This window comes from Marinobacter sp. AC-23, from assembly GCF_001858325.1.
Classification (GTDB): Bacteria; Pseudomonadota; Gammaproteobacteria; order Pseudomonadales; family Oleiphilaceae; genus Marinobacter.
In genome coordinates, this window is the sequence record NZ_MBPP01000014.1 from 67101 (window position 1) to 81928 (window position 14828).

The window sequence follows — 14828 nt, forward strand, 5'->3', positions numbered from 1 at the left end:
ATGAACGCGCCAAACAGAACGCAGCAGCATCGTGCGCTAGGCCTATCCACTCTGGCCTTCACACTGTGCTTCGCTGTCTGGACGATTTTCTCCATTATCGGCATTCGCATTGCTGAAGACCTAAGCCTCTCAGACACACAGCTCGGCCTGCTTATGGCCACCCCCATACTGACGGGCTCAATCAGCCGGCTGTTCCTCGGTATCTGGACGGATCGTTACGGCGGGCGCTGGGTATTCGGCATACTCATGCTGACAACAGCAGCCTGCGTTTACCTGCTCACTCTTGCCACTACCTACCCTATGCTACTGATTGGCGCACTAGGGGTTGGCCTTGCCGGTGGAGCGTTCATTGTGGGCGTGGCTTATACCGCTGCATGGTTTGAGCCCGCACGCCAAGGCACCGCTTTGGGTATCTTCGGGGCAGGTAATGTGGGCGCTGCAGTAACCAACTTCGGCGCACCTTTTCTGCTGGTGGCGCTCGGCTGGGAGGTTACCGCCCAGATTTATGCCTCCGTACTGGCAATTATGGGCGTTGTTTTTATCCTTCTGGCAAAAGAAGACCCCGTTTCCGCCGGGCGTAAAAAAGACGAACAGCAACGTTCGTTTATGGAGCAGATGGAGCCGCTTAGAGATCTGCGGGTCTGGCGTTTTGCGCTTTACTACTTCTTCGTATTCGGCGCCTTTGTGGCCCTGGCGCTTTGGCTGCCCCACTACCTGATCGGCGTTTACGGCCTGGGCATAACAACGGCGGGCATGATCGCAGCGCTCTATACCATTCCGGCCTCCCTATTCCGCATTCTTGGGGGCTGGATGTCTGACCGCTTTGGCGCACGTCGCGTGATGTACTGGACGTTTATCGCCTCCGTTGTCTGTACTTTTCTGCTGAGCTATCCACCCACGGATTACGTGATACACGGCATTGACGGCGATGTTCGCTTTTCCATGACAATGGGCCTACCCGCATTCGTGGCGCTGATATTCACCCTGGGCTTTTTCATGTCCCTGGGAAAAGCGGCTGTTTACAAACACATTCCTGTTTATTATCCCATGCACGTGGGCGCCGTGGGTGGCGTGGTGGGAATGATTGGCGGGTTGGGCGGGTTTATCCTGCCGTTAACTTTCGGCGTTTTGAATGACCTAACGGGCATCTGGCAGAGCAGCTTCATGCTGATGTTCATCATTGCAGCTGCGGCGCTGGCTTGGATGCACTATGCCATCCGTTCAGCAGAGCGTGTTGAGTGGGCCGCGAACAGCGAGCAAACAGATTTGCCGGAACTGGCCTCGCCGCAACTGTTTTATCCGTTGAACCGCCAGCACAAACACGAAAGTACCAAGGGCTCACCATCCTCGTAAGGTGAATGGTGAGCGTTTCTTGAAATATCTGTAACAACACTGTTCCAGCGCGGGCCGGGCCATTAGAATCCGCACACCCGTTTTCACCTGGAGCAGTAGAGACCATGTCCCCGGAAATGTCCCCCGTTGCCGGCTTCGACCAGCTGCGCAAAATTGAGACCAGCACGCTCTTTCAGGGCGTGGTTATCGCCATTATCATCCTGTCTGCCCTGACCATAGGCGCGAAAACCTACGATTTGCCCCCACTGGTGGAGCAGTCTCTGAGTGTGATGGATTCCGCTATCACGCTGTTTTTCCTAGTCGAGATATTGTTCCGCTTTGCCGCAAGCCCAGTCAAACGGCGCTTCTTTATGGACGGCTGGAACCTGTTTGACACATTGGTAGTGATTGGCAGCCTGATTCCCCTGGATAACTCGGAGGCGGTCTTGCTTGGGCGGTTGTTGCGGGTATTCCGTGTGTTGCGCTTGGTTTCTGTGGTGCCTGAGCTGCGCTTTCTTATCAACTCGCTGCTCAAAGCCATTCCGCGCATGGGTTATATCGCGCTTCTGATGTTTATTATCTTCTACATTTATGCGGCCATAGGTTCGATGTTCTTTGCCAGCGTAGACAACGAACTCTGGGGCGACGTTGCTATTTCCATGCTCACGCTGTTTCGGGTTGCCACGTTCGAGGATTGGACCGACGTGATGTATGCCACCATGGAGCAATACCCACTAAGCTGGATCTACTACCTTACCTTCATTTTTCTGACGGCGTTTGTGTTCCTGAACATGATGATTGGGGCGATTCTGGAAGTGATGAGCGAGGAGCAAAACGCCAAGCAGGCTCAGCAAGCTCACGATGAGCGCGATGAGATTACGCGCCAACTGCGAGAGGTGCAGAGCCAGCTTGCCGAACTGGTTCATTATACCAAGTCAGAACAGAACGGGCTTGGCCATCGCAAGATGGAAGATAGCTGATACCTGAACCAAAGCCAGAACAGCCGCAACAACGCGGGCGGGGCGTGGCACCGTGACTTTTAGTGCGAACAGCCCTGCAGTGATATAGCCCAACAATAATACAATTTTAGCCAGGATCCAGCTTTGCTCCAGTGGGTTCCAGCTGCCCACAACCAGAAGACTGATGGCTGCGATCAACAACACAGTGTCGTTGGCGTGGGGAATCCAGCGCAGTGGGGTCTGACGCCAACCGGGCCGTCCCACGGCGTCCATCAGCAACCTCAGTGTGAACAGGATGACCGTCAGGAAGGCTGTGGTCATGTGGAGGTGCTTCAGAATTACATATGAACTCATAAATCATTCCATTTGAATCAAAACGATAGCGGCATTGTACGCAAAGATACCCCCAACCGGGTATGTTAATTCTGCGCGCACACGATTAACATATAACTAACATATATGTATCAGCAGGAACCAACATGCAGGCCACCTCAACACCCTCTCAAACCGGCTCCGCCAGCTTCAGTCAGCTTTTCGGCTACCCGTTCCGAATTTTCTTCCTGTCCATGACCCTGCTGGCACTGCTCGCCATTCCAATCTGGGTCTTACAGGTAACAGGCGTTATCAATATGCCTCTGGCCATGCCGGGGCTATTCTGGCACCAGCATGAGATGCTGTTCGGCTTTTTGTCAGCGGCCATCGCTGGTTTTTTGCTGACCGCTGTGTGCGTATGGACGCAGACTGAGCGTATTCATGGCTTTCGCCTTATGTTGCTATGGGGAGTATGGCTTGCAGGGAGGCTGCTACTGGCCCTGGGTGCTGAGTTGCCCGACTGGCTGGTTCAAGGCGTCAATCTGTCCTTTCTGCCGCTGGTGATGCTGGATGCAGGTTGGCGAATCTGGCACGCAAAGCAAAAGCGTCAGCTCATGATTCTGGTGGTTCTGGGCTTGCTGTGGCTGATGCAGATAGGGTTTGTTACCCGTTTGGATATGGCTTTCAGTCATGGCGCGCTGATTATCGCCATGGCGCTTATCAGCATTGTGGGCGGGCGCATTACTCCCGCATTCACAACAGGCTGGCTGCGCCAGAACGGCATGGATCCCAGCGTCGTAAAAACCATTCCGGCGCTAGACATGGCCACTTTATTTTCAATGATCTTGCTCACCGCGTCGCTGGTTACCGGCTGGCAAACCGTCACGGGCACTCTGGCGATTATTGCTGGCACTCTTATGCTGGTCCGGCTGGCTAACTGGAAAGGCTGGCTGGCTCACAAAGAACCCCTGTTGTGGGTTCTTCACCTGTCTATTCTCTGGGTCCCTATCTCGCTGTACCTTCTCGCAGGCACACTTTTCGCGGGCTGGCCATCCAATGCCTGGAGTCACGCCGCGGGCACAGGCGCTATCAGCTGCCTCATTCTGGGCGTAATCGCCCGGGTGACTCTTGGCCACACAGGCCGGCCTTTGGTGCTACCGAAAGGTATGGTTGTCGCATTTTTTGCCATTCAGCTGGCGGCTGTGGTTCGCGTGCTAACCGCATTCGACATTATCCCCTGGCACCCAGGAATTGGTAGCAGCAGCTTGCTTTGGGTGTTCGCTTACGGCATGTATTTAGTACGCTACGCAAACATGCTTGCCAGCCCCAGGCCTGATGGCCGGGCGGGTTGAGCAACCAAACTGGCCGTACTGGTGTACTTTAAAAAAGGGGCGGGTTCGTGAGAACCCGCCCCTTTTTTTGCTCAATGGCCCGCCTCTTGAGAACCGCTCCAAACTTGCAACTGCACCATTTAAACGTTAATCATCCACTAATGGTCAATAGCGACTCGCGAAATAACAGCTAAAGTATCAATAAATCATTCTGTAACAGAGATAGCGGCACTATGAACCCGGATCATTTTGACAAAGAAGACCTGATTAAGTGTGGTCATGGCAAACTTTTCCCGGGCGCCACGCGGCTGCCCATAGATGAAATGTTGATGGTTGACCGTGTTACCCACGTAGGCACAGACGACGGCCTTTACGGTAAGGGCAGCCTGATAGCAGAGCTGGATATCAATCCGGACCTCTGGTTTTTTAAAGTGCATTTCGTGGATGACCCCGTCATGCCCGGCTGCCTTGGCCTGGACGCCATGTGGCAGCTTGTGGGCTTTTACCTGGCCTGGGGCGGCAGCGAAGGCAAAGGCCGCGCACTGGGCGCCGGAGAAGTAAAATTCACGGGACAGGTTCTGCCAACCAACAAAAAAGTGCGCTACTACCTCGACATTAAGCGTGTGATCAGGCGTAAACTTACGCTAGCCATTGCCGACGGACGCATGGAAGTGGATGGCAAAGAAATCTACACGGCTAAAGACCTGCGGGTTGGCGTATTCTCATCCACCGATGATTTTTAGGAGTTAGCAAGATGCGGCGTGTTGTTATCACCGGTATGGGGATTGTCTCCAGCCTTGGCACCAACCAGAAAGAAGTTACTCGCTCCCTGAAGGAGTCCCTGCCCGGTATCGGCTTCAGCGAAGAAGCCCGTGATAACGGCTTGCGCAGCCATGTGTGTGGGCAAATCAATCTGGATCTCCCAGCATTGATCAACCGCAAGCTTTTGCGCTTCATGTGCCCGGCGGCGGCCTACACTTATCTCGCGGCTTGCGAAGCCATCGAGCAGGCCGGCTTGAGCGAAGAACACCTCACCGCCAACAGCACCGGCGCTATTTTCGGCACCGGCGGCGCATCAACCGTTGAACTGCTCGATGCCATTGATACCCACCGCGCAAAAGGCATTCGCAAGGTTGGCCCTTATCGTGTGCCTCGCACCATGGGCAGTGCAATCAACGCGTCTATTGCAACGGCATTTGGCATAACCGGCATCAACTACGGCATTACGTCGGCCTGCGCCACAAGCGCCCACGCCATTGGCCACGCGGCGGATCAAATTGCCCTTGGTCGTCAGGATGTCATGCTTGCGGGTGGCGGCGAAGACATTCACTGGACACTGAGCCTGTTATTTGACGCCATGGGCGCGCTTTCAACCAAGTACAACGACACACCTGAGGTGGCCTCCCGCACTTACGACAAAGACCGGGATGGCTTTGTTATCTCCGGCGGTGGCGGCACAGTGGTGCTCGAAGCCTTGGAACACGCGGAAGCACGCGGCGCAAACATTATTGCCGAACTGGTTGGCTTTGGCGCCACATCAGACGGCGCCGACATGGTTGCGCCCAGCGGTGAAGGCGCAGTGCGCTGCATGCAGCAGGCCATGAAAAATCTGGATGGTGAAATCAGTTACATCAACACCCACGGCACCAGCACACCTGCCGGCGATGTAACGGAATTGTCTGCCCTGAAAAAGACCTTTGGCGACAAGATTCCACCATTGAGCTCTACCAAGCCTCTATGCGGCCACGCCCTTGGCGCAGCTGGCGTTCACGAAGCCATCTACAGCATGATCATGCAGAAAGAAGGCTTTATAGCGCCATCAGCTAACATCCAGAATCTGGATGAAGGCGCAGAAGGCTATCCGATTGTGCGCGAACGGATGGACAACCAAAACCTGGATCTCGTTATGAGCAACAGCTTTGGTTTCGGCGGCACCAACGCGACACTTGTGTTTAAAAAGTTCTGATTTCACTCGGGCTCAGATTCACGAAAGCCTGACAGAGCGATATTCAGCCGGGGATGTACCCATCCAGCGCTTAAACGCCCGGCTGAATGCACTCAACTCTGAAAACCCAAGCTGCTCCGCAATTTCTACCAGTGTCTTGGTTTTATCCTGCATGTAAGTCAGCGCCTGCTTACGGCGCACATCTTCCAGCAGCCGGGCAAAGGTTAAACCTTCCCGTTTCAGTTTTTTGTGAAGTGTGTACCGACTCATGTGCAACTGTGATGCCACCACTTCAACACCCACCTTGCCACGGGCAAGCTGAATACTGATCAGTGAACTCACCTTGTTACTCAATGAAACCCGCACCACCTCTGGGCCCAGAGGCTCTAATGCCATCCTTATCTCTCCTTACTTATGAATACTGACCCAATCAGTCTTGGCTTGCAGCGTACACATGTTAGCTGAAAACAATCAATAAGACGTTTGAGCAGGATCAAGAGAATGTGCGCTAGCTTGCGGCAAAATAGCTAACCACTGACACCACCCCGGAGCCCCGATGAACATCCCAGAATTGCTGCACCCGCCGGCACCCCTGAGCACCTTGAAACCGCGTTCGCCTATGGTGCAGATGCGGTCTATGCCGGCCAGCCGCGCTACTCCCTGCGGGTGCGCAACAACAGCTTTAAAGATGCCTCTGCCTTGGGCGCCGGCATCCAACGGGCTCACGCTCTGGGTAAGCAGTTCTATGTAGTGTCCAACATAGCACCCCACAACGACAAGGTACGCTCCTACCTGCGAGATCTGGAGCCGGTACTGGAGCACACGCCAGACGCGCTGATTATGTCCGACCCCGGCCTGATTATGCTGGTGCGGGAGAAATGGCCAGACCAACCCATTCACCTTTCGGTACAAGCCAACGCGGTAAACTGGGCAACCGTGGAATTCTGGCGCCGTCAGGGTATCAGCCGGGTGATTTTGTCGCGGGAACTCGCCTTGGGTGAGATTCGCGACATTCGCGAGCGGGTTCCGCAAATGGAGTTGGAAGTGTTCGTTCACGGTGCGCTATGCATGGCCTACTCAGGGCGTTGCCTGCTCTCCGGCTACATGAATCACCGGGACGCCAACCAGGGCGCCTGCACCAACGCCTGCCGCTGGAACTACAAGCAAGTTCAGCACACCCACGACCACACAGGCGACCTGATCGCCTCATCGACCCAAAGCAATGTTCAAAGCTTCGAACCTAAAGAGATTCTTCTGGAAGAACCTAACCGTCCCGGTAGCTTTATCCCCGCTTATGAAGATGAGCACGGCACCTATATCATGAACTCCCGGGACCTGCGCGCTGTGCAGCACGTAGCCGAGCTGGCGGCCATGGGTGTGCATTCCTTGAAAATCGAAGGGCGCACCAAAAGCACCTATTACGTCGCACGCACCACTCAGATCTACCGCCGGGCTATTGATCAGGCGGTGCAAGGTGAAAACTTCGACATGAGCCTGATGAACGAGCTCGAAGCTCTGTCTAATCGTGGCTACACCGAAGGCTTTTTGCGCAGGCATATGCCACAGGAATATCAGACCTATGAAAGAGGCTCATCCTATTTGGGCACTCAGCAAGTGGTCGGCACCATCACCCATCATGATGGCCGATGGCTCACCATTGATGTGAAAAACAAGTTCTCTGCAGGTGACCTGCTTGAGCTGATCACACCTTATGGGAACTTGCAGTTCTCGATACCCACTATGGAAAACCGTAACGGCGCTAAGGTGGATTGCGCGCCAGGCAGCGGTCATATCGTTCGCATCCCTCGCCCACCCCATACTCCCGATGCTCTGGATCACAGTTTCCTCACCCGCATTTTGCCATCAGGAATCTGAAGCTCCACTGGGTTACTGGCTCCGTATAAACTCTTATCAAAACTGCGCCACCCCCGTCAGACTTAGCCTCTGGCGGGTGTATTACGCTATAATCGGTTTTCCCACAATTTAATACCTGACTAATTTACTCTGGTATTGTACAATCCCGTACCAGAAGCATTCGATTAGTCCCCCGCAACCTACCTTGGTTGCCGGCAAACCAAAGGGCCTCAGAGCCCGCGAGAGAGAATACGGAGCGACGATCATGGCGACCACCGACCAAGAGGTGAACGAACTGATCAAACGGGAGTACGAGCACGGTTTCGTAACAGAAATCGAAGTTGATACGTTCGAACCCGGTTTGAATGAAGACGTTATCGCCCGCCTTTCTGCAATTAAGAAAGAGCCGGAATTCATGCTGGAGTGGCGCCTCAAAGCTTATCGTCGCTGGCTCGAAATGCAAGAGCCCGACTGGGCGCATTTGGGCTATGAAAAAATCGATTACGACTCGATTTCCTACTACTCAGCGCCCAAACGCAAAGAAGACATGCCCCAGAGCCTCGACGACGTAGATCCCGAGCTCCTGAGAACCTACGAAAAGCTGGGCATCCCTTTGCACGAGCGCGAAAAGCTTGCCGGCGTGGCTGTAGATGCGGTTTTTGATTCCGTATCGGTAGCCACCACATTTAAAGAGCCTCTGGCGAAAGCAGGCGTTATTTTCTGCTCCATCTCAGAAGCCGTGCGTGACTACCCCGAACTGGTCCAGAAGTATCTGGGCAGCGTTGTGCCACACACGGACAACTTTTTTGCCGGGCTTAACGCCGCGGTTTTCTCCGACGGCACCTTCGTATACGTGCCCAAGGGCGTTCGTTGCCCCATGGAACTGTCCACCTATTTCCGCATCAACGCGGCGAATACCGGTCAGTTCGAGCGCACACTGATCATTGCCGACGAAGGCAGCTACGTTAGCTACCTTGAAGGCTGTACTGCCCCGATGCGCGACGAAAACCAGCTGCACGCAGCCGTAGTTGAACTGGTTGCACTGGATGACGCCCAGATCAAATACTCCACGGTACAGAACTGGTACCCGGGTGATGAGAACGGCAAAGGTGGCATTTTTAACTTCGTCACCAAGCGTGCGGCATGTATTGGCAAGAACTCCAAGGTATCCTGGACCCAAGTGGAAACAGGTTCAGCCATTACCTGGAAGTACCCAAGCTGCATCCTGCGCGGTGAAAACAGTGTTGGCGAGTTTTACTCTGTCGCGCTCACCCACAACTACCAGCAAGCTGATACCGGCACCAAGATGATTCATCTGGGCAAAAACACGTCCAGCACCATCATTTCCAAGGGCATTTCAGCCGGCAAAAGCTCCAACGTTTATCGCGGCTTGGTCAAATTTGGCCCCCGTGCGGAGGGTGCGCGCAACTTCACCCAGTGCGACTCGCTGTTGATCGGCGACCGTTGCGGCGCGCACACGTTCCCGTACATTGAGAGCCTGAACAAATCCGCAATCGTTGAGCACGAGGCCACCACGTCCAAGGTGAGCGACGAGCAAATGTTCCTCTGCCGCCAACGTGGCATAAATCCGGAACAAGCCGTGTCCATGATCGTGAACGGCTTCTGTAAAGAAGTTTTCAAGGAACTTCCTATGGAGTTTGCGGTTGAAGCCGGCAAACTATTGGAAGTAAGCCTCGAAGGTTCTGTCGGCTAAGCCGGCACTACCCAAATTATTGCGCAAGCAAACAGAATTCAGACGGATAAAATAGAGAGAAGCCTACAAATGCTGAGCATCAAAAACCTGCACGCATCCGTTGAGGGCAAAGAAATCCTCAAGGGCATCAACCTGGAGATCAAGGCCGGGGAAGTACATGCCATTATGGGCCCGAACGGCTCAGGCAAAAGTACGCTTTCCCAGGTGCTCGCAGGGAACGACGCATTTGAAGTAACCTCAGGTGACGTCACCCTGAACGGCGAGAACCTGCTGGCAAAAGTAACCGAAGAGCGGGCACGAGAAGGCGTGTTTTTAGCGTTTCAGTACCCTGTCGAGATTCCGGGCGTCAGCAATCTGCAGTTCATGCGTACTGCCGTGAACGCCATGCGCCACCATAAAGGCGAGCCGGAAATGAACGCGGCTGAGTTTATGAAGCTGGCACGGGAAGTATCAAAGCAAGTGGATCTCGATCCGGCATTCCTCAAACGCGGCGTAAACGAAGGTTTCTCCGGCGGTGAGAAAAAGCGTAACGAAATCATGCAGGCTCTATTACTGCAGCCGAAGCTAGCCATTCTGGACGAGACCGACTCCGGGCTGGATATCGACGCACTGAAAGTGGTTTCAGACGGCGTTAACGCCCTGCGAGCCGAAGACCGGGCCATTTTGATGGTAACGCACTATCAGCGCCTGCTCGATTACATTGTGCCGGACTATGTGCACGTTCTGGCCGATGGCAAGATCGTGAAATCCGGTGGTCGCGAACTGGCCCTGGAGCTGGAAGAGCGCGGTTATGGCTGGCTTGGCATTAAGGATGAGGCAACTGCAGACAGCTCAGCTCTCTCCAACTCAGCCAATTAAGGAGATCGCGGAATGAAACCAGCATCGACTCTTTCCACCGCGTTTCTGCACCCGGCTGGCCAGGCGTTACCAGAGCCACTGCTCGCCCTGCGCAAGCAGCGCGGCGCCGCCTTGGTGGATATGCCCCTGCCAACGCGGAAAACAGAAAACTGGAAGTACTCCAGTAAGTATCTGAAGCTGACCGACGAGATGGCCGTCTCTTTGCCCACTGCCGGAAAAACTGGCAGCGCACTGGCCGTGCCCGGCTACAAGGTGGTTTTCATCAATGGCGTGATGATACCCGAAGCCAGTGAGTACCCGGATTTGAACAACATTCTTATCCAGCGCTTTGGCGACCTTTCAGATGCAGAGGCCAGTGAACTGGCTGAGCGCCTGGACACCACTCTAAACACCAAAGAAGTGCAGTTCGCAGGCCTGAACTCGGCCCGCTTTGAGGATGGCCTGATGATTCGCCTGAATCCAGATGCCGTTCTTGATCAGCCCTTGTTTATCATTCATGAGGTGACCGCAGACGCCAGCGGATCAGCCTTCCCACGCATTTTTGTGGATGCCGGTCGCAACAGCCAAATCACTCTGGTTGAAGAGTATATTTCCAGCGGCCAAGAAGCGGTTTTAGTGAACTCTGTAACCGAATTCACCCTTGCAGAAGGCGCAAATGTTACCAACATCCGCTTAAGCATGGGCGGCGAAAACGTACAGCACATCGGCGCCACTGGCGTAACCCAGCAGCGCAGCTCCCGTTTTGAGAGCCACTGCGTAGGCTTTGGTGGCCCCCTGCGCCGCCACGACTTGCAAGTGCGAATGGAAGGCGAAGGCGCTGAATGCAAGCTTAACGGCGTGGTCGTCACCCAAGGCACCCAGCACTACGACAACCACACCACCATTGAGCATGTGGCGGCCCATTGCGACAGCGAAGAAACCTATCGCAATATTGCGGCAGACAAATCCCACGCTGTGTTCAACGGCCGGATTCATATTCACCAGGACGCACAGAAGTCCAACGCGAATATGAATAACAAAAACCTGTTGCTCTCCACTGGTGCAGAAATCGACACCAAGCCAGAGCTGGAAATCTACGCCGATGACGTCAAATGTGCCCACGGCGCAACCATCGGCCAGCTCGACGAAGAATCTTTATTTTACCTGGTATCACGGGGCATTGACCGCCGAGAAGCCAACGTTCTGCTAACGATGGCGTTTATCAACGAGCTGGTAGCCCAAATTCCGGTGGAAGCCGTAAGAGACACGGTGCAAATCCGCCTGAACCAGTTCTTTGATCAAGCGTTTCAAGAGGCCTGAGTGGTATGAACGACCTGTCCATGGCAACCACAGCAACCCGCAAGGCGTTTGACGTACAAGCCATTCGCCGGGATTTCCCTATCCTGTCGCAACAGGTGAACGGGAAGCCGCTGGTGTATCTGGATAACGGTGCGTCGGCACAAAAGCCATCCGCCGTTCTGGATGCCATGGATCGCTATTACCGGGAAATGCACTCCAATGTGCACCGTGGTGCTCACACTCTCGGCGACCGCGCAACCGCAGCATTCGAAGGCGCCCGCGAAACTGTTCGCCGTTTTTTGAATGCAGGCAGCACCCAGGAAATTATCTGGACCCGGGGCACCACCGAAGCCATAAACCTGGTAGCAAACGGTCTGGCACCGCGCCTCAACGCCGGTGACGAGATTCTGGTGAGCCACATGGAGCACCACGCCAACATCGTGCCCTGGCAGATGATTGCCGAGCGCACGGGCGCCAAAGTGGTGCCGATTCAGGTTACGCCAGCAGGCGAACTGGATATGGATTCATTCAACAGCTTGCTGAATGATCGCACCCGCGTGCTGGCCATCACCCACGCCTCCAACGTTCTGGGCACGGTTAATCCGGTTGCAGGTATGATTCGCCAAGCCAAAGCCCGCGGCATCATAACGCTGCTGGATGGCGCGCAGGCGGCACCTCACTTCCAACCGGATGTGCAGGCACTGGATTGCGACTTTTACGTGTTCTCGTCTCACAAACTGTTTGGCCCAACGGGCATTGGCGTGCTCTACGGCAAAGCTGCGCTGCTGGAAGAAATGCCCCCCTATCAAGGCGGCGGGGAGATGATTGAGCGGGTATCGTTCGGGCGCACAACCTGGAACGTCCTGCCCTATAAGTTTGAGGCAGGCACTCCGGCTATTGCTGAAGCAGTCGGCCTGGGTGCTGCCATCGACTACCTGAATGGCCTCGACAGAGTAGCCATGGAAGCAGCTGAGAGCGCGTTGCTGGAGCGCGCCAACCAACTGGCTGAAACCGTTCCGGGCATGAGCATTATTGGCACCGCAAAACACAAAGTGCCCGTGATGTCCTTTAAAATCGAAGGGTTGCACCCGAGTGACATAGGGACTTTACTGGATCAGCAAGGCATTGCTATCCGCACCGGCCATCATTGCGCTATGCCACTGATGGATTTCTACGGAGTTCCCGGTACAGCCCGGGCCTCATTTGCGTTCTATAATACACTCAGTGAGGTGGATCAGTTATTTGCCGCCTTGCAAAAAGTTCAGCGCCTATTTGCCTGATGGAGGAGACACCATGACAGCAGAAGTCTTCACACCGACCGTTGGCGTCACTATGACGCCAAGTGCCGTCAAGCACGTGCGCAAGCAACTCGACAAAGCATCGAGTGCCAAAGGCATTCGGCTGGCCATCAGAAAAAGCGGATGCTCCGGCTTCAAATATGAAACCCAATGGGTGGATGAAGCCGCAGCCGACGACAGAATATTCCATATTGATGGGGTTGATGTGTTTGTGAAAGAGGAACACCTATCCATGGTGAACGGCATAGAGATCGACTTCGTGACCGAAGGCGTAAACTCCATGTTCCAGTTCCGCAATCCAAACGCCACCGCTGAGTGCGGATGTGGTGAGAGCTTTACGGTAACCTAATTCCGCCCCTCTCTGCGCCAAAAGAGGTTTAACCAGGCATGCAAGAACGTGAAGTCGTCCTGACCAAACGCGAGGTGGAAGCCCGCCTTGTTCCTACCGGAACAGAAATCATGATTCCGGTAGACAGCTTTGTGACCATCACACAATCACTGGGCGGTACCTTTACCGTTGCAGTTAATGGCAACCTTGCCCGCATCGAAGGCCACAACGCCGATGCCCTGGGCAAAAAACCGCTGGAAAGCAGTTTCGACACGCCAGAAGATGGAACCATTAATGAAAATCAGGTATGGGAAGCCATACGCAACTGCTACGACCCGGAAATTCCGGTTAACGTGGTAGATCTGGGCCTGATTTACGAGTGTCGAATCGAAAACGGCACCGCCGAAGGCAACCACATCTTCATCCTGATGACTCTCACCGCCGCCGGTTGTGGCATGGGGCCCGTCATTGCTGATGACGTGAAAACCAAGGTAGAGCACGTTCCCAACGTAGACAAGGTAACCGTAGAGCTAACCTTTGATCCGCCCTGGAACAACGACATGCTCACCGACGAAGCCAAGCTAGAATTGGGAATGTTGTAAATGCCAGCTACGGAACAGGATTTTCTCGACAACCCGCTAGGCACAAACCCATCGCTGGAAGACGTACTCGACGGCTTCGAATTTCTGGACGACTGGGAAGAGCGCTACGCGTTTATTATTGACCTTGGCAAGCAATTGCCAGCTTTCCCGGACGATGCCCGGGTTGAAGAGAACTATGTGCACGGCTGCCAGAGCCAAGTGTGGGTGATCTCCCACATCCACGAAGCCAGCGGCAAGCTCTATCTGCTGATAGATTCCGACGCCTGATTGTGCGCGGCCTTGCGGCAATGATCACTATTGCGCTGAACGGCAGAACCCCAAGAGATCTGCTGGCAACGGATATCGACGAATTGTTTGAACGGCTGGATCTGTTCCGCCATATCTCCCCAACCCGTGGCAACGGCTTGCGCTCCATGGTAGGGAAGATACGGGATATCGCGGCTGCTGAAATAGCAGCCTGAAACCAAGGCTCTCTCACTGTACTAGTAGATAACGGCGTAATCGCCTTCCTGAATATTGATATGAGAGCCAAGCTTGGGCATCCAGGCCCTTGCCGAATCCAGCGACAGACTGTGAATGTGCAGCTCTACACCTGTATCCCATAACTGAGCCGGCTCATCTGGCCTGGCAAGCCCGCTCTCAGCCCGCACCAAGTGCATTTTTGCACCCGGCAACAGCCTGATGGCGTTCCCACCTCCAGCAACAAGTCCTTCCCGATAACCTCGGTAATCGGCACAAGCATAGGTTGGCAGTCCAGCTGGGCAATCACGTCAGACGTCATAGCACCCAGCACTTTTTCCACAGCCTGCCCATAGGCAGTGTCAAAAAACCGGGGAGACCCAAAACTTATCTGCTCATTGCGGGGCACATCCCAGCGACCAGAGCCGGAATAACGCTTTTCCATAATCACTCTTCCGGTATAGCCATCGTGCACAATCATATCCAGCTCAAAATTGCGGCTGGTATCAGAGCTAAACAACGCACGCTTAACCTTGGCCCCGTAATCTGTATCCCAGG

Annotated in this window: 15 protein-coding genes and 1 pseudogene; 13 read left to right on the top strand and 3 right to left on the bottom strand. The window is 54.5% G+C overall.

Going from position 1 to position 14828, the window contains the following annotated elements:
* Together BCA33_RS06185 and BCA33_RS06190 are read left to right on the top strand one after the other, a co-directional pair.
* Positions 1 to 1353 carry a nitrate/nitrite transporter gene (locus BCA33_RS06185; protein WP_071264264.1) on the top strand — a complete coding sequence of 451 codons (1353 nt, stop codon included), beginning with the start codon at positions 1 to 3 and terminating at the stop codon, positions 1351 to 1353.
* A gap of 104 nt (positions 1354 to 1457) precedes the next feature.
* Entirely contained in the window at positions 1458 to 2312 is an 855-nt protein-coding gene (locus BCA33_RS06190; protein ID WP_071264266.1) for an ion transporter, read from the top strand.
* Here the strand turns inward: BCA33_RS06190 and BCA33_RS06195 are convergent.
* Positions 2268 to 2645: a SirB2 family protein gene (locus tag BCA33_RS06195; RefSeq protein ID WP_071264268.1), complete on the bottom strand. Its 378-nt coding sequence runs from the start codon at positions 2643 to 2645 to the stop codon at positions 2268 to 2270. The genes BCA33_RS06190 and BCA33_RS06195 overlap by 45 nt on opposite strands.
* Positions 2646 to 2770: 125 nt before the next feature.
* Here BCA33_RS06195 and BCA33_RS06200 point away from each other — a divergent pair, with 125 nt between their 5' ends.
* The 3 genes from BCA33_RS06200 to fabB all read left to right on the top strand — a co-directional run bounded on the left by BCA33_RS06200 (position 2771) and on the right by fabB (position 5900).
* Positions 2771 to 3955 carry an NnrS family protein gene (locus BCA33_RS06200; protein WP_071264271.1) on the top strand — a complete coding sequence of 395 codons (1185 nt, stop codon included), beginning with the start codon at positions 2771 to 2773 and terminating at the stop codon, positions 3953 to 3955.
* Between the two features lie 212 nt (positions 3956 to 4167).
* Positions 4168 to 4677: a bifunctional 3-hydroxydecanoyl-ACP dehydratase/trans-2-decenoyl-ACP isomerase gene (gene fabA / locus BCA33_RS06205; protein WP_071264273.1), complete on the top strand. Its 510-nt coding sequence runs from the start codon at positions 4168 to 4170 to the stop codon at positions 4675 to 4677.
* A gap of 11 nt (positions 4678 to 4688) precedes the next feature.
* Positions 4689 to 5900 carry a beta-ketoacyl-ACP synthase I gene (gene fabB, locus BCA33_RS06210; protein WP_071264275.1) on the top strand — a complete coding sequence of 404 codons (1212 nt, stop codon included), beginning with the start codon at positions 4689 to 4691 and terminating at the stop codon, positions 5898 to 5900.
* An 18-nt stretch (positions 5901 to 5918) separates the two neighbouring features.
* On the opposite strand, the gene BCA33_RS06215 is transcribed toward fabB, so the two are convergent.
* On the bottom strand, positions 5919 to 6275 hold the full coding sequence (locus BCA33_RS06215) for a helix-turn-helix transcriptional regulator (protein WP_071264277.1): 357 nt from the start codon (positions 6273 to 6275) through the stop codon (positions 5919 to 5921).
* Between the two features lie 174 nt (positions 6276 to 6449).
* On the opposite strand from BCA33_RS06215, the gene yegQ reads away from it, so the two are divergent.
* The 8 genes and pseudogenes from yegQ to BCA33_RS06255 all read left to right on the top strand — a co-directional run bounded on the left by yegQ (position 6450) and on the right by BCA33_RS06255 (position 14272).
* On the top strand, positions 6450 to 7754 hold the full coding sequence (yegQ, locus tag BCA33_RS06220; protein ID WP_139172916.1) for a tRNA 5-hydroxyuridine modification protein YegQ: 1305 nt from the start codon (positions 6450 to 6452) through the stop codon (positions 7752 to 7754).
* Positions 7755 to 7998: 244 nt separating this feature from the next.
* Positions 7999 to 9447 carry a Fe-S cluster assembly protein SufB gene (sufB, locus tag BCA33_RS06225; protein ID WP_071264280.1) on the top strand — a complete coding sequence of 483 codons (1449 nt, stop codon included), beginning with the start codon at positions 7999 to 8001 and terminating at the stop codon, positions 9445 to 9447.
* 69 nt (positions 9448 to 9516) lie between these two features.
* Positions 9517 to 10305, top strand: coding sequence for a Fe-S cluster assembly ATPase SufC (gene sufC / locus BCA33_RS06230; protein WP_071264282.1), 789 nt, complete (start codon positions 9517 to 9519; stop codon positions 10303 to 10305).
* Positions 10306 to 10317: 12 nt separating this feature from the next.
* Complete coding sequence (gene sufD, locus BCA33_RS06235) at positions 10318 to 11604, top strand: Fe-S cluster assembly protein SufD (protein ID WP_071264285.1); 1287 nt, start codon at positions 10318 to 10320, stop codon at positions 11602 to 11604.
* 5 nt (positions 11605 to 11609) lie between these two features.
* Entirely contained in the window at positions 11610 to 12863 is a 1254-nt protein-coding gene (locus BCA33_RS06240) for an aminotransferase class V-fold PLP-dependent enzyme (protein ID WP_071264287.1), read from the top strand.
* Positions 12864 to 12876: 13 nt separating this feature from the next.
* On the top strand, positions 12877 to 13230 hold the full coding sequence (locus BCA33_RS06245) for an iron-sulfur cluster assembly accessory protein (protein ID WP_071264289.1): 354 nt from the start codon (positions 12877 to 12879) through the stop codon (positions 13228 to 13230).
* A 38-nt stretch (positions 13231 to 13268) separates the two neighbouring features.
* Positions 13269 to 13811, top strand: coding sequence for a putative Fe-S cluster assembly protein SufT (sufT, locus tag BCA33_RS06250; protein WP_071264291.1), 543 nt, complete (start codon positions 13269 to 13271; stop codon positions 13809 to 13811).
* Positions 13812 to 14272 (top strand): annotated as a pseudogene (locus tag BCA33_RS06255) (SufE family protein).
* Positions 14273 to 14397: 125 nt separating this feature from the next.
* Here BCA33_RS06255 and BCA33_RS06260 read toward each other — a convergent pair.
* Positions 14398 to 14828: flagella assembly protein FlgT middle domain-containing protein (locus BCA33_RS06260; RefSeq protein WP_302848217.1), on the bottom strand; the 431-nt coding region annotated here is incomplete at its 5' end.

What these genes read in the sequence shown, in the direction of transcription:
- BCA33_RS06185 (WP_071264264.1), top strand. Translation starts at nt 1, where the DNA reads ATGAACGCGCCAAACAGAACGCAGCAGCATCGTGCGCTAGGCCTATCC.
- BCA33_RS06190 (WP_071264266.1), top strand. Translation starts at nt 1,458, where the DNA reads ATGTCCCCGGAAATGTCCCCCGTTGCCGGCTTCGACCAGCTGCGCAAA.
- BCA33_RS06195 (WP_071264268.1), bottom strand. Translation starts at nt 2,645, where the DNA reads ATGAGTTCATATGTAATTCTGAAGCACCTCCACATGACCACAGCCTTC.
- BCA33_RS06200 (WP_071264271.1), top strand. Translation starts at nt 2,771, where the DNA reads ATGCAGGCCACCTCAACACCCTCTCAAACCGGCTCCGCCAGCTTCAGT.
- fabA (WP_071264273.1), top strand. Translation starts at nt 4,168, where the DNA reads ATGAACCCGGATCATTTTGACAAAGAAGACCTGATTAAGTGTGGTCAT.
- fabB (WP_071264275.1), top strand. Translation starts at nt 4,689, where the DNA reads ATGCGGCGTGTTGTTATCACCGGTATGGGGATTGTCTCCAGCCTTGGC.
- BCA33_RS06215 (WP_071264277.1), bottom strand. Translation starts at nt 6,275, where the DNA reads ATGGCATTAGAGCCTCTGGGCCCAGAGGTGGTGCGGGTTTCATTGAGT.
- sufB (WP_071264280.1), top strand. Translation starts at nt 7,999, where the DNA reads ATGGCGACCACCGACCAAGAGGTGAACGAACTGATCAAACGGGAGTAC.
- sufC (WP_071264282.1), top strand. Translation starts at nt 9,517, where the DNA reads ATGCTGAGCATCAAAAACCTGCACGCATCCGTTGAGGGCAAAGAAATC.
- sufD (WP_071264285.1), top strand. Translation starts at nt 10,318, where the DNA reads ATGAAACCAGCATCGACTCTTTCCACCGCGTTTCTGCACCCGGCTGGC.
- BCA33_RS06240 (WP_071264287.1), top strand. Translation starts at nt 11,610, where the DNA reads ATGAACGACCTGTCCATGGCAACCACAGCAACCCGCAAGGCGTTTGAC.
- BCA33_RS06245 (WP_071264289.1), top strand. Translation starts at nt 12,877, where the DNA reads ATGACAGCAGAAGTCTTCACACCGACCGTTGGCGTCACTATGACGCCA.
- sufT (WP_071264291.1), top strand. Translation starts at nt 13,269, where the DNA reads ATGCAAGAACGTGAAGTCGTCCTGACCAAACGCGAGGTGGAAGCCCGC.